We start from the raw sequence: 14,198 nt of genomic DNA on the forward strand, positions 1-14,198 counted from the left end.
CTGATGCAGGGCCCGGCAGTCGGGACCGCCGGATCGCAGGATCAGTACTCCCAGAACATCTTCTGGATTTCCTTGGTGTCGGTAGTCTTGGTCAGTGCCAGCATCAAGAGGATGCGGGCCTTCTGCGGGTTCAGCGTATCGGAGACCACGAAGTCCAGCTTGTCGTCGTCGGCTTCGCCGTTGCGCGCCACGATGCCCTGGCCGACGCGGCTGGAACGCACGATCACGACGCCCTTCTTGCGGGCTTCGGTCAGGGACGGCACTACGGTGTTGTTCAGGCTGCCGTCACCCACGCCGGCGTGGATGATGCCTTGCGCACCAGCGGCCACGAAGGCGTTGAGCGCGATCGGGTTCATGTTGGCGTAGCCATAGACGATGTCCACTTGCGGCAGCTTGTCCAGGTTCATGATGTCGAACGGGGTGTCAGCCGTGTTCTTGCGGGTGGACTGGCGATAGAAGTAAGGCTTGCTGCCCTGGATGTAGCCCAGGAAGCCCAGTTCCGGCGTCTTGAAGGTGTCCATGGTGGAGGTGTTGGTCTTGGTCACTTCACGGCCAGCGTTGATCTGGTCGTTCAGGGTCACCAGCACGCCCTTGCCGATGGCTTCCTTGGAGCCGGCCAGCAGCACGGCGTTGTACAGGTTGATCGGGCCGTCGGCGCTGATGGCAGTGGAGGGACGCATCGCGCCCACGATCACCACCGGCTTCTTGCTCTTGACCACCAGGTCCAGGAAGTAGGCGGTTTCTTCGATGGTGTCGGTACCGTGGGTGATGACGATGCCATCGACGTCACTCTGCGCCAGCAGGGTGTTGACGCGCTTGGCCAGCTTCAGCCAGGCCTCGTTGTTCATGTTCTCGCTGGCGATCTGCATGACCTGCTCGCCGCGCACGTTGGCGACCTTCTTGAGTTCAGGAACGGCGGCGATCAGCGCATCCACGCCGACCTTGGCAGCGGTGTAGCCGACGGTGGTGGTGCTGGTGGCGCCGGTGCCGGCGATGGTGCCGCCGGTGGCCAGGATGACGACATTGGGGAGGTTCTGTGCTTGCGCGGCAGCTGCTGCAGCCAGGCAGAGCAGGACCAGCATCTGCTGGAAGATTTTTCGGATGAACATGTTTGCCTCTGAACAAGTGGTGGATAAATTTTCTTAGTTTTATGTGTGCCCTGCGAAGATGGTTCACGTCTTGCTGCGTGATGTCATCCCGTCAAAAGCGCCGACACGATAGCACCGGCTCGCCTGGCAATCAAAGGTTTTTTTATCCGGTGAGAAAGCCGCATGGCGCGGGCCTTTGCGACGGGGTTGCGTGCACGTTTGGTGCGTTTTGGCAGGGCTGGAGTGATCGAAAGGGGAAAAATGGCTCGCCACTGACAACCGGCTGACGCCGTCGGCCGGCCCTGATGGAGGCGCCTTGACCGGGGGAGAGGGCGCGAACGAAAAAATAAGTAAATTGCGCGGAAGAACTTGGAAGATATCACCGAATCAGAAGTCAGCAAAGCGCGACAAGCGCGGCATTGTCCTGTGTGATCGCGGCATGGCGCAGCCGCGTGAAAATCGGCGCCCTCAGGTAAGATGGTACCGCGCACAAGTTATCTCGATGAATGACCGGTCCAACCGGCCGCGCCGCCCCAGCGCATTGGCTGTCAAACCGGTGCGGCGCGCGGCAATGATGGAGAACCACGATGTTTGCCACAGAAAAATTCACCAACCCCGAAGCCGCCTATGCGCGCGTGCTGGAGATCTACGAACACAACACGGCCATCCTGCGCGATGCCTTCCGCCAGTTCTCCAGCGGCCAGGGGATGCCACAGCGGGTGCGTGCCTGCTATCCCTTCGTGCGCATCACCACCGAAAAATCCACCCATACCGATACCCGCCAGTCCTTCGGTTTCGTGGCCGGTCCCGGCTGCTACGAGACCACGATCACGCGCCCCAAGCTGTTCCATCAATACCTGCTGGCGCAATTCAAGCTGGTACTGCAGAACCATGAAGTGCCGCTGGAAGTGGGCGTGAGCGAGCTGCCGATCCCGGTGCACTTCGCCTTCCCCGAGGGTATCCACGTGGAAGGCAGCCTGGACCCGGAACACCTGCGCACGCTGCCCGATTACTTCGACCTGCCCGACCTGGCGACCATGGATGACCGCATCGCCAACGGCACCTATGAAGTGGACAACGGTGCCTGGCGCGAAGGGCCGCATCCGCTGGCGCTGTTCACCGGGCCGCGCATCGATTACTCGCTGCATCGGCTGCGCCACTACACGGCGACCTCGCCGGACCAGTTCCAGCGCTACGTGCTCTTCACCAACTATGCCTTCTACGTCGATGAATTCGTGCGCCTGGGCCGGCGCCTGATGGAGCCGACCGATGACCCGGACGAACTGGCTTATCGCCGCCAGTACACTGCCTTTGTCGAGCCCGGTAATGTCACCACCTGGAGTGCCAACCAGACCGGTACAGATACCAGGCCAGTTTCCGGTGTGGCACCAGCACGGCAGCCGCAGATGCCGGCCTATCACCTGCAGCGCGCCGACGGCAGCGGCATTACCCTGGTCAACATCGGCGTGGGTCCGTCCAATGCCAAGACGGTGACCGACCACGTGGCCGTCTTGCGCCCGCATGGCTGGTTGATGCTGGGTCACTGCGCCGGTTTGTCGGCCTCGCAGCGCATGGGCGATTACGTGCTGGCGCATGCCTACGTGCGCGACGATCACGTGCTTGATGATGACCTGCCGCTGTGGGTGCCGATTCCGGCCCTGGCAGAAGTGCAGCTGGCCTTGCAGGATGCGGTGGCCAGCATCACCCAGCTCGACGGCTATGAATTGAAGCGCATCATGCGGACCGGGACCGTGGCCTCGGTCGATGACCGCAACTGGGAACTGCGCGACCATCGCATGCCGCTGCTGCGTTTCTCGCAGAGCCGTGCCATCGCGCTGGACATGGAGAGCGCGACGGTGGCGGCCAACGGTTTCCGCTTCCGGGTGCCCTATGGCACGCTGCTGTGCGTCTCCGACAAGCCGCTGCACGGCGAGATCAAGCTGCCCGGCATGGCCAACACCTTCTATGAGCAGCGCGTGGCGCAGCACTTGCAGATCGGCATTCGTGCGCTGGAGCTGTTGCGCAACAATGGCATCGAGCAGGTGCACAGCCGCAAGCTGCGCAGCTTTGCGGAGCCGGCGTTCCGCTGATCCACATCGCTGGTTGCCGCAAGGTCGAACGCCCGCGACAGTCGATGTCGCGGGCGTTTTTCATGAGGCGTCGAAACGCGGGTCAGCGCGGCAGGCGATGCGTGATCGTCAGTCGATAGTAAAGCGCAGCACCGATGGCCAGCGTCACGGCCGCTACGCACAGCGATGGCGTGAAGGAGCCGCTGCCATGCACCAGGGCCGTGGCCAGCGGCGGACCGGCGATCTGGCCGATGCCGTAGGCGGCGGTCATCAGGGCCATGAGGCTGCTGGCCTGTTCGCGGCGCAGGCGGCGTGCTTCGCGCATGCCGAACAGGGTAATGGCGGTAAAGGGCAGGCCCAGCAGCAGGCAGCTCAACGCAAAGCCGGGCGCGGTGGGGAAGAGGATGGACACCAGTACCCCCGCCGCCTGCATCAGGTAAGCCCCGGTCAGCAGCAGGCGCTGGTCACCCAACACCGACAGTCGCGTGGCGCTGAAAGCGCCGGCGGCCACCGACAAGCCGAAGATGGGCCAGAAGTAATCCGGCCACGCCGAGCCCGGCAGCGCCTGGCGCGCGATCACCGGCAGGAAGGTGGCGGTGATGATGTAGCCGAATCCGGCGATGCCATAGGCGATCACCTGGATCAGTACCTCGCGCTTCTGGCTGGCCGACTCCGGTACCGGGGCCTGGGCTGCACCGCTGTCATGCGGATGCACATTGAGGCCGCGCCCGGCATCGAAGCTGAACGACTTCCATACCAATGCCGTGAGCCCCAGCGCAATCACGCCAAAGGCAATCCAGCCACCGGCCGCCAGCCAGCCGGCCGCGATCATGGGGCCGGAGAGCAGGCCGGTCAGCGCGATGCCCAGGCCGGGACCACAGAAGATCACGCCGCCCAATTCCGGACGGCCCAGCTGCGTGAGTTGCTGCAGGCACCAGCCTGCGGTGTAGACGAAGACATAGGCGCTGGCTACGCCCGAGAGAAAGCGCATCCACAGCCAGATCCAGTCCTGGTGCAGCACGCCCATGCCCAGCGTGAGCAGGATGGTCACCACCAGCCCGGCGCGCAGCATGGCCACGCCGCGCTTGCTGCGATGGAAGGCGCACAGCATGGCGCCGGCGAAGTAGCCGAGGTAATTGGCCGTGGCCAGCCAGCCGCCCATCTGCAGCGAGAGGCTGCCCTCATGCAGCATCATCGGCAGCAGCGGCGTGAAGGCGAAGCGGCCGATGCCCATCGCCACCGACAGGGCGACCATGCCGGACAAACAGACTTTCCAGGCCAGTGCGTCAAGGGAGGCACCGGGAGGTGTGGCGGCGGGGTGGGTCATGGGCGAGCGCAAAGGCGTGAGGGAAACAGGGGTCTATGCTATCGTCTTTCGGTCATTCCAAAAAATGAATAATCGGGATGACTTCATCTTGATTCGAGAACATCGACTGGAGCAGCCATGGAACTGGCCGAACTGGAAATCTTCCGCACCGTCGTCGCCGAGGGCGGTGTGACCCGCGCCGCCGAACGGCTCAACCGGGTGCAGTCCAATGTCACCACGCGCATCAAGCAACTGGAGGCGTCCGTGGGCGTGCCGCTGTTCGTGCGTGACCGCAAGCGGCTGGTGCTCACTGCATCGGGCGAAGCCCTGCTGGATTACGCCGAGCGCATCCTCGACCTGGTGCAGGAGGCGCGCGAGGTGGTGTCGCCCCAGAATCCGCGCGGCCGCCTGCGCATCGGCTCCATGGAAAGCGCTGCCGCCAGCCGCCTGCCGGCACCCCTGGCCGAATTCCACCAGCGCTGGCCGGAAGTACGGCTGGAACTCTCGACCGGCCCGACCGATGTGCTGATGGCCGGCGTACGCACCGGCAAGCTCGATGCGGCGCTGGTGGCCGGACCCATCGAAGATGCGGCCCTGTCGGCCACGCCCCTCTACAAGGAAGAACTGATGCTGGTGACACCGCGCAGCCATCGCCGGGTGCGCTCGCCCGAGGATGTGCAGCTCGATACCTTGATCGTCTTCGAGCAGGGCTGCGCTTATCGCCGTCATGCCGAAAGCTGGTTCGCCGGTCCAGGACGGGGCGGGGTGCCGGTGCGCACACTGGAACTGGCTTCCTATCACGCCATCCTCGCCTGCGTGGCGGCCGGGGCAGGGGTGGCGGTGGTGCCGCGCTCGGTGATCGCCATGCAGATGGAACCCCACGGCTTTTCCACCCATTCGCTGGGCCGCGATGGGCGGGTCACCACTTACCTGGTCAGCCGGCGCGAACGCAGTTCGGCGTCCCTGCTGGCGCTGCGTTCTTTACTTGTGGCAAGTCTTTGATATATTGGATTCATGCAGGATCGCTTTGATATGCATCCTTCTGCACAAAATATGTTCGCAGCTGCAGCATATGAAGAGGGTGTAACCATTTGTAAAAACGGCTGCGACGGGTGGGGTATTTCCCTATATTGAAGTTCCCCCTCCATTCTCCCCCCCGAGAATGGGATTTACCCCACGGCTCGCAAGGGACGTGGGGTTTTTCTTTTGTTCTGCGTCTTTCTTCCCACTTTACAGCTGTCTTTTCCCGTCATTTACGACAGGCTGCCGCATGAAAGCACAGGTCGTGAGGAATGATGAGTAGATATGTACCAAGGTGCATATATTTTGATGTTTTCCACATCACACCCGTTGCCCATGGAATTGCCTGTTGGTAACCCTGCGAGTGACTTATTGTTCGCCCTTGGCACGCGTTGACGGGGCTGCGCTGCCGACGATGAGGTTGCCGCGCGCCGCCGTCTGGATCGCCAGCACGGCAGGGTGGCTGAGCCTGCGCTCGACCGAAATGGCGTAGAACTGCTCGCGGATGGCCTCGGTCTTGCCGATTTCCACCAGGCCGTATTGCTTGCGGATCTGTGCGGCAATGGCCGTAGGGGCGGCGAAAATTCCGGCACCGGCGTCGCCGAAGGCCAGCAGCAGGGCGCCGTCGTCGAATTCACCGGTGATGCGGGGGCGGATGCCTTCTCTCTCGAACCAGCGCAACAGGCGCGGACGTACCGCTGCATCTTCGCCCGGCATCAGGAAGGGCGCGGCATCCAGGCTCTGCGGAAACCCCTTGCGGTAGCGCCTGGCCAATTCCGGCGTGGCGAAAAAGCTGGTATCGCATTCGCCCAGCAGGTGGTGGTAGCCGCGCACGTCCACATTGGGCGGCATGGGGCTGTCGGCGATGATGATGTCCAGTTTGTGGATGGCGAGGTCGGCCAGCAGCACGTCCAGCTTGCCTTCGCGGCAGATGATGCGGATCGGGTCCTGCATGGCCAGCGCGCTCTCCAGCAGCAGGTAGGCAATCGCCTTGGGCACGGCATCGGCCACGCCCACGCGCAGCTGCAGCGTGCGTCCACCGGGGCGCAGGCGCAGTGCTTCTTCCAGTTCCTCGCCCAGGCTGAAGATGCGTTCGGCATAGTCGAACACCATGCGGCCTTCATCGTTGAGTTCCAGCCGCCGTCCCACACGCTTGAAGAGCTTGTAGCCCAGGGATTCCTCGAACAGGCTGATCTGGCCGCTGATGGTCTGGGCCGTCAGGTGCAGCCGTTCGCTGGCGCGCGCCACGCCGCCAGTCTTGGCCACCGTCCAGAAATAATGGAGATGCTTGTAGTTGAGGCTGGCCATGGCAATCATCCTTGTCTGAATACTTCGGTTTTTCCGAAGCATTATCTCAAAATATTCGAATTTTCATTCATCATGGTTTCGCCTAAAGTGACGCCTTGTCCGGTAGTGATCTTGAGTTGCCAGCGTGCCGGACATCGTTGCCAAACCTGACTTTGAGGAGAGCCTGATGAAATGTCCTGTCTGCACATCTCACAACCTGCTGATCTCGGAACGCCAGGGCATCGAGATTGATTACTGCCCGCAATGCCGTGGCGTGTGGCTGGATCGCGGCGAGCTGGACAAGCTGATCGAACGTTCCGCCGCCAGCCAGGCGGGCGCACCGGTGCCGGTGCAGGCGGCGCGGGCGCATACGCCCCCGATGCCGCCGCAGGCAGGGCACGATCCCCGCTACGGCCATGGTGGCCATGGATATGACTACAAACGCAAGAAAAAGGGCTTCCTGGGCGAGATATTCGACTTCGATTGAAGATTTTTTCCAGGAACCGATAAGCGATAAGCGATAAGCGATAACCGAAGCCGCCACTGGCGGTTGAACAAGAAGAGAGAGGTCTGACGTGAATGGCGTAGAGAGTTTCGCAAGCCTGCCCATGTGGATAGGTTTCATTGTCTTCGTGCTGGGGATGCTGGCCGTGGACATGTTTGCCCTGGGTGGCCGCAACGCCCACCGGGTGTCGCCCAAGGAGGCCCTGGGGTGGTCGGTGGTGTGGGTGTCGCTGGCCTTCCTGTTTGCCGGCCTGATGTGGTGGTACCTCGATGCCAACGTCGGCCGCGAGTTCGCCAACCAGAAGGGGGCCGAGTTCCTCTCCGGCTACCTGATCGAGAAGGCGCTGTCGGTCGACAACATCTTCGTGTTCCTGATGATCTTCAGCTACTTCGCCGTGCCGGCTGAAATGCAGCGCCGCGTGCTGCTGTACGGGGTTATCGGTGCCATCGTCATGCGCGCCGTGATGATCCTGCTGGGTGCATGGATGATCGCGCAGTTCAGCTGGATCCTGTATGTGTTCGGCGCCTTCCTCGTCTTTACCGGCGTGAAGATGCTGATCTTTGCCGACAAGGAAGCCGACCTGGGTGACAACCCGCTGCTGCGCTGGCTGCGTGGCCACATGAAGATCAGTGACAACTATGACGGCGAAAACTTCACCACCCGCATCAATGGCGTGCGCTATTTCACCCCGCTGATGCTGGTGCTGCTGCTGATCGAAATTTCCGATGTGATCTTCGCGGTGGACAGCATCCCGGCGATCTTCGCCATCACCAAGGATCCGTTCATCGTCTTCACCTCGAACATGTTCGCCATCATGGGCCTGCGTGCGCTGTACTTCCTGCTGGCTGATTCGGCAGAGCGCTTCCACCTGCTCAAGTATGGCCTGGCCCTGGTGCTGCTGTTCGTGGGCTTCAAGATGCTGGCGTCCTACTGGTTCCACGTGCCGGTGCTGGTCTCGCTGTCCATCGTCGGTGCCATCCTGGTGATCTCCATCATCGCCAGCCTGGTGTTGACCAAGGGCAAGGAAAAGGAAACCACCGCGGGTTAAGCGGATTTGATGGACATGTGAACAATTCAACGTGGGGTTTGACCGGCTGGAGCGATCTGGCCGGTTTTTTTATGCCCAACTGAACAATCAGGATAAACGATGCAATTTCGGCATCGTGTGTTTATTGGGGACGGAGTGCATTAGAATGTCCGCTCCCATTCTTCAGGTTTGCAGCGTCTGCCATGGCCCGCCTTCCCCGACTCGTCGTTCCGCACCAGCCGCATCACATCATCCAGCGTGGCCATGATGGCCTGGTCATCTTCCGTGATGCCGATGATCATCTGGCTTTCCTCGGCTGGCTCAAGGATGCCGCGCGGCAATTCAAGGTGGCCGTGCATGCCTATGTGCTGATGCCGGATCACCTGCACCTGCTGGCCACCCCGTCCGACGACCAGGGCCTGGCACGGATGATGCAATGGATAGGGCGCCACTACGTCCCGTATTTCAACCAGAAGCATGGACGCAGCGGCACGCTGTGGCAGGGGCGCTACCGCGCCACTGTCATCGACGCCGAGCTCTACCTTCTGGCCGTATGCCGCTACATCGAGCTCAACCCCGTGCGCAATGGCCTGGCGGCCAGCCCCGGGGAGTATCCGTGGTCCAGCTACACGCATCACATCGGCGCCAAGCAGGATGGCCTGATCACCGACCATCCCCAATATTGGTCGATTGGCAACACTCCTTTCGACCGCGAGATCGCCTATCGCCAGCTCACCGAAGAGGGCTTGGCGCGCGCCGAAGTGGAGCGCATCACCGATGCCACGCTCAAGGGTTGGGCGCTGGGCTCGGAAGATTTCAAGCAGGGGCTGGAGCGCCAGACGCATCGGCGCGTCAGTCCGGCCAAGCGTGGTCGGCCCGCCATCGTTCGCATGGCGGGCGAGGCGGATGAAGTATCCGCCCGGCAAGAATCGTAAGGTTTCAAAAATAAGTCTTTGCAATCAAGGACTTGAATCTGTATTGCTTTACTCTGTCCCCAATTGAAAAATCCTGAAAATCTTGGGGATTTAAATTGCACTCAGACCCTAATTATTTTCATTGAACTATTGGGTGCAGTGCACTATTCTTCAAATCCTTACTGTCAATGTGGTGGAGTTCCGTTATGCACGCGCAAGGCCTTTATGACCCAGCAAATGAACATGACGCCTGTGGCGTCGGTTTCATCGCCCACATCAAGGGCAAGAAAACCCATTCCATCGTTGACCAGGGTTTGCTCATCCTGAAGAACCTGGACCACCGGGGTGCTGTCGGTGCCGACCCGTTGATGGGTGACGGCGCCGGTATCCTGATCCAGATCCCCGACCAGTATTACCGTGAAGAGATGGCCAAGCAGGGCGTGGACCTGCCGCCGCCCGGTGAATACGGCGTGGGCATGATCTTCCTGCCCAAGGAAAACGCTTCCCGCATTGCCTGTGAACAGGAAATCGAACGCGCGGTGCTGGCCGAAGGCCAGATCGTGCTGGGCTGGCGCGATGTCCCCGTGGACCGCGACATGCCGATGTCGCCCACCGTGCGTGAAAAAGAGCCGGTGATCCGCCAGATCTTCATCGGCCGCGGCCCCGACGTGATGGTCACCGACGCGCTGGAACGCAAGCTGTACGTGATCCGCAAGTCGTCCGGCCACGCCATCCAGGCCCTGAACCTGCTGCACGGCAAGGAATTCTTCGTGCCCTCGATGTCGGCCCGCACCGTGGTCTACAAGGGCCTGCTGCTGGCCGACCAGGTCGGCGTGTACTACAAGGACCTGCAGGACGAGCGCTGTGTCTCCGCGCTGGCCCTGGTGCACCAGCGCTTCTCCACCAACACCTTCCCGGAATGGCCGCTGGCCCACCCGTACCGCCTGATCGCCCACAACGGTGAAATCAACACCGTCAAGGGCAACTTCAACTGGATGCGCGCCCGCGAAGGCGTGATGCAGTCGGCCGTGCTGGGTTCGGACCTCAAGAAGCTGTTCCCGCTGATCTATGAAGGCCAGTCCGACACCGCCAGCTTCGACAACGCGCTGGAACTGCTGGTCATGGCCGGCTATCCGCTGCCGCAGGCGATGATGATGATGGTCCCCGAAGCCTGGGAAAACCACACCTCGATGGACGACAACCGCCGCGCCTTCTACGAATACCACGCCGCCATGATGGAACCGTGGGACGGCCCCGCTGCGCTGGCCTTCACCGACGGCCGCCACATCGGCGGCACCCTGGACCGCAACGGCCTGCGTCCGGCCCGCTACATCGTCACCGATGACGACCTGGTGGTGATGGCTTCCGAATCGGGCGTGCTGCCGATTCCCGAGTCCAAGATCATCCAGAAGTGGCGCCTGCAGCCGGGCAAGATGTTCCTGATCGACCTGGACGCCGGCCGCATCATCGACGACAAGGAATTGAAGGACACCTACGCCAACGCCAAGCCCTACAAGCAGTGGATCAACTCGGTGCGCGTCAAGCTCGATGAGTTGAAGGAAGAGCCGCGCCAGCCGTCCTCGTCCCTGAAGCTGCTGGACCTGCAGCAGGTCTTCGGCTACACCCAGGAAGACGTCAAGTTCCTGATGGCCCCCATGGCCAGCGGTGGCGAGGAAGCCATCGGCTCCATGGGCAATGACTCGCCGCTGGCGGTCATGTCCAACAAGAACAAGCCGCTGTACAACTACTTCCGCCAGCTGTTCGCGCAGGTGACCAACCCGCCGATCGACCCGATCCGCGAAGCGCTGGTCATGTCGCTGGTGTCCTTCATCGGCCCCAAGCCCAACCTGCTGGACACCAACAACATCAACCCGCCGATGCGCCTGGAAGTGTCGCAGCCGGTGCTGGACTACGACGACATCGCCAAGCTGCGCAACATCAGCGCACACAGCGGCGGCAAGTTCAAGTCCTACGAACTGAACATCTGCTATCCGGTCGCCTGGGGCAAGGAAGGCATCGAAGCACGCCTGGCTTCGCTGTGCGCCAAGGCTGTCGATGCGGTCAAGTCGGGCCACAACATCCTGATCATCTCGGACCGCAAGGTCGATGCCGACCAGCTGCCGATCCCGGCACTGCTGGCCACTTCGGCCATCCACCAGCACCTGGTCAGCAAGGGCCTGCGCACCTCCACCGGCCTGGTCGTGGAAACCGGTTCGGCCCGCGAAACGCACCACTTCGCCCTGCTGGCAGGCTACGGCGCCGAAGCGATCCACCCGTACCTGGCCATGGACACCTTGGCCGACCTGGCCAAGGGTCTGCCGGGCGACCTGTCGCCTGAGAAGGCCATCTACAACTTCCAGAAGGCAGTCGGCAAGGGCTTGCTGAAGGTCATGTCCAAGATGGGCATCTCGACCTACATGTCCTACTGCGGCGCGCAGATCTTCGAAGCCATCGGCCTGTCCAAGGCGCTGGTGGACAAGTACTTCAAGGGTACCGCCTCCAACGTCGAAGGCATCGGCGTGTTCGAAGTGGCCGAAGAAGCGCTGCGCCTGCATACCGCTGCCTTCAGCGCCGACCCGGTGCTGGCCAATGCGCTCGATGCCGGTGGCGAATATGCCTTCCGCATCCGCGGCGAAGAGCACATGTGGACCCCGGACGCGATCGCCAAGCTGCAGCACTCGACCCGTTCGAACAGCTACAACACCTACAAGGAATACGCCCAGATCATCAACGACCAGTCCAAGCGCCACATGACGCTGCGCGGCCTGTTCGAGTTCAAGATCGACCCCTCCAAGGCGATCTCGATCGATGAAGTGGAACCGGCCAAGGAAATCGTCAAGCGTTTTGCTACCGGCGCCATGTCGCTTGGCTCGATCTCGACCGAAGCCCACGCCACGCTGGCCATCGCCATGAACCGTATCGGCGGCAAGTCCAACACCGGCGAAGGTGGTGAGGACGTCAACCGTTATCGCAACGAGTTGAAGGGCATCCCCATCAAGCAAGGCGCAACCCTGGCGTCGGAAATCGGCCGCGAACACATCGAAGTCGACATTCCCCTGCTGGAAGGTGACTCGCTGCGTTCGCGCATCAAGCAGGTGGCGTCGGGCCGTTTCGGTGTCTCCGCCGAATACCTGATCTCGGCCGACCAGATCCAGATCAAGATGGCCCAGGGCGCCAAGCCCGGCGAAGGCGGCCAGCTGCCCGGCCACAAGGTCTCGGAATACATCGCCAAGCTGCGCGTGTCGGTGCCGGGCGTGGGCCTGATTTCGCCGCCGCCGCACCATGACATCTACTCCATCGAGGATCTGGCCCAGCTGATCCACGACCTGAAGAACGTCAACCCGCGCGCCTCCATCTCGGTCAAGCTGGTCTCCGAAGTGGGTGTCGGTACCGTGGCTGCCGGCGTGGCCAAGGCCAAGTCGGACCACGTGGTCATCGCCGGCCACGATGGCGGTACCGGTGCTTCGCCGCTGTCCTCGATCAAGCACGCCGGTTCCCCGTGGGAACTGGGCCTGGCTGAAACCCAGCAGACCCTGGTCCTGAATGGCCTGCGCAACCGTATCCGCGTGCAGGCTGACGGCCAGATGAAGACCGGCCGCGACGTCGTGATCGGCGCCATGCTGGGCGCCGATGAATTCGGTTTCGCCACTGCACCGCTGGTGGTCGAAGGCTGCATCATGATGCGCAAGTGCCACCTGAACACCTGCCCGGTGGGCGTGGCGACGCAAGATCCGGTGCTGCGCGCCAAGTTCTCCGGCAAGCCGGAACACGTGGTCAACTTCTTCTTCTTCATTGCGGAAGAAGCGCGCCAGATCATGGCCCAGCTGGGTATCCGCAAGTTCGATGACCTGATCGGCCGTGCCGACCTGCTGGACCGTTCCAAGGCAATCGCCCACTGGAAGGCCAAGGGCCTGGACTTCAGCCGCATCTTCCACCAGCCCGAGTCGAACCTGCCGGTGTACCACACCGACGTGCAAGACCACGGCCTGGACAAGGCACTGGACCACAAGCTGATCGCGCAAGCCAAGATCGCGCTGGAGAAGGGCGAGAAGGTTTCCTTCATTTCCCCGATCAAGAACCTCAACCGCACCGTCGGCGCCATGCTCTCGGGTGAAGTGGCCAAGCGTTATGGCGATGAAGGCCTGCCGGACGACACCATCCACATCCAGCTGCAAGGCACCGCAGGCCAGTCCGCCGGCGCCTTCCTGGCCAAGGGCGTGACCCTGGACCTGGTCGGCGAAGGCAACGACTATGTGGGCAAGGGCTTGTCGGGTGGTCGCATCATCGTGCGTCCCAACACGGAGTTCCGTGGCCGTGCCGTGGACAACATGATCTCCGGCAACACGGTCCTGTACGGTGCCATCAGCGGTGAAGCCTTCATCAACGGCGTGGCCGGCGAGCGTTTCGCCGTGCGTAACTCCGGCGCCACTGCGGTGGTGGAAGGCACGGGCGACCACGGTTGCGAATACATGACCGGCGGCACCGTGGTGGTGCTGGGCAATACCGGCCGCAACTTCGCAGCGGGCATGTCGGGTGGTATCGCTTACGTGTATGACCCGGAAGGCGACTTCGCCGGCAAGTGCAATACCTCGATGGTCAGCCTGGAGAAGGTCCTGTCCGACACCGAGCAGGAGCAGACCCTGGGCCGCGACATCTGGCACAGCCTGCAGCGCGGTGGCGAACGCCAGACCGACGAAGCCATCCTGCGCGGCTTGATTGAACGCCACTTCAAGTACACCGGCAGCACGCGTGCGCGCTACCTGCTGGATAACTGGGCGGCGTCGCGCGCCAAGTTCGTCAAGGTGTTCCCGACCGAGTACAAGCGTGCGCTGGCCGAACTGGCCGCCGCTGCCGAAACGAAGAAGGAAAAGGTCGCCGCCTGATTTTCAGCCAGGCATCGATCGGACTAATCAATCAAGCACGCCGGCGGGCGTGGCGCCACCCAGAGTGAGAGCGCAGCCCGCCGCATCCTTAGCGAGAAT

9 protein-coding genes are annotated in these 14,198 nt (G+C 62.2%); 6 read left to right on the top strand and 3 right to left on the bottom strand.

All coding sequences use genetic code 11. The features are described 5' to 3' along the window. Positions 1 to 41: 41 nt before the first annotated feature. Positions 42 to 1,109 (bottom strand): type II asparaginase, encoded by a 1,068-nt coding sequence (locus FYB76_RS14780; protein ID WP_154134130.1) that lies wholly within the window; start codon positions 1,107 to 1,109, stop codon positions 42 to 44. A 566-nt stretch (positions 1,110 to 1,675) separates the two neighbouring features. On the opposite strand from FYB76_RS14780, the gene FYB76_RS14785 reads away from it, so the two are divergent. After that, positions 1,676 to 3,178, top strand: coding sequence for an AMP nucleosidase (locus tag FYB76_RS14785; RefSeq protein ID WP_154134131.1), 1,503 nt, complete (start codon positions 1,676 to 1,678; stop codon positions 3,176 to 3,178). A gap of 82 nt (positions 3,179 to 3,260) precedes the next feature. Here the strand turns inward: FYB76_RS14785 and FYB76_RS14790 are convergent, their stop codons facing one another. Next, complete coding sequence (locus FYB76_RS14790; RefSeq protein WP_154134132.1) at positions 3,261 to 4,484, bottom strand: YbfB/YjiJ family MFS transporter; 1,224 nt, start codon at positions 4,482 to 4,484, stop codon at positions 3,261 to 3,263. 117 nt (positions 4,485 to 4,601) lie between these two features. Here FYB76_RS14790 and FYB76_RS14795 point away from each other — a divergent pair, with 117 nt between their 5' ends. Then, positions 4,602 to 5,465 carry a LysR substrate-binding domain-containing protein gene (locus FYB76_RS14795; RefSeq protein ID WP_154134133.1) on the top strand — a complete coding sequence of 288 codons (864 nt, stop codon included), beginning with the start codon at positions 4,602 to 4,604 and terminating at the stop codon, positions 5,463 to 5,465. Positions 5,466 to 5,852: 387 nt separating this feature from the next. Here FYB76_RS14795 and nhaR read toward each other — a convergent pair whose 3' ends face one another. Continuing rightward, entirely contained in the window at positions 5,853 to 6,791 is a 939-nt protein-coding gene (gene nhaR / locus FYB76_RS14800; protein WP_154134134.1) for a transcriptional activator NhaR, read from the bottom strand. Between the two features lie 166 nt (positions 6,792 to 6,957). Between nhaR and FYB76_RS14805 the strand changes: the two genes are divergently transcribed. The 4 genes from FYB76_RS14805 to FYB76_RS14820 all read left to right on the top strand — a co-directional run bounded on the left by FYB76_RS14805 (position 6,958) and on the right by FYB76_RS14820 (position 14,099). After that, on the top strand, positions 6,958 to 7,257 hold the full coding sequence (locus FYB76_RS14805; protein WP_154134135.1) for a zf-TFIIB domain-containing protein: 300 nt from the start codon (positions 6,958 to 6,960) through the stop codon (positions 7,255 to 7,257). A gap of 88 nt (positions 7,258 to 7,345) precedes the next feature. Further along, positions 7,346 to 8,323: a TerC family protein gene (locus FYB76_RS14810; RefSeq protein ID WP_088756117.1), complete on the top strand. Its 978-nt coding sequence runs from the start codon at positions 7,346 to 7,348 to the stop codon at positions 8,321 to 8,323. A gap of 182 nt (positions 8,324 to 8,505) precedes the next feature. Continuing rightward, positions 8,506 to 9,237, top strand: coding sequence for a transposase (locus FYB76_RS14815; RefSeq protein WP_154134136.1), 732 nt, complete (start codon positions 8,506 to 8,508; stop codon positions 9,235 to 9,237). 185 nt (positions 9,238 to 9,422) lie between these two features. After that, positions 9,423 to 14,099 (top strand): glutamate synthase-related protein, encoded by a 4,677-nt coding sequence (locus FYB76_RS14820; protein WP_154134137.1) that lies wholly within the window; start codon positions 9,423 to 9,425, stop codon positions 14,097 to 14,099. The last annotated feature ends 99 nt before the right edge of the window (positions 14,100 to 14,198 follow it).

Origin of the sequence: Herbaspirillum sp. CAH-3 (assembly GCF_009668275.1) — a bacterium.
In the GTDB taxonomy this organism is placed as follows: domain Bacteria; phylum Pseudomonadota; class Gammaproteobacteria; order Burkholderiales; family Burkholderiaceae_D; genus Herbaspirillum; species Herbaspirillum aquaticum.

Excerpts from the sequence above, each read along its gene's own strand:
- FYB76_RS14790 (WP_154134132.1), bottom strand. The coding sequence starts at position 4,484 with ATGACCCACCCCGCCGCCACACCTCCCGGTGCCTCCCTTGACGCACTG.
- nhaR (WP_154134134.1), bottom strand. The coding sequence starts at position 6,791 with ATGGCCAGCCTCAACTACAAGCATCTCCATTATTTCTGGACGGTGGCC.
- FYB76_RS14785 (WP_154134131.1), top strand. The coding sequence starts at position 1,676 with ATGTTTGCCACAGAAAAATTCACCAACCCCGAAGCCGCCTATGCGCGC.
- FYB76_RS14795 (WP_154134133.1), top strand. The coding sequence starts at position 4,602 with ATGGAACTGGCCGAACTGGAAATCTTCCGCACCGTCGTCGCCGAGGGC.
- FYB76_RS14820 (WP_154134137.1), top strand. The coding sequence starts at position 9,423 with ATGCACGCGCAAGGCCTTTATGACCCAGCAAATGAACATGACGCCTGT.
- FYB76_RS14780 (WP_154134130.1), bottom strand. The coding sequence starts at position 1,109 with ATGTTCATCCGAAAAATCTTCCAGCAGATGCTGGTCCTGCTCTGCCTG.
- FYB76_RS14815 (WP_154134136.1), top strand. The coding sequence starts at position 8,506 with ATGGCCCGCCTTCCCCGACTCGTCGTTCCGCACCAGCCGCATCACATC.
- FYB76_RS14805 (WP_154134135.1), top strand. The coding sequence starts at position 6,958 with ATGAAATGTCCTGTCTGCACATCTCACAACCTGCTGATCTCGGAACGC.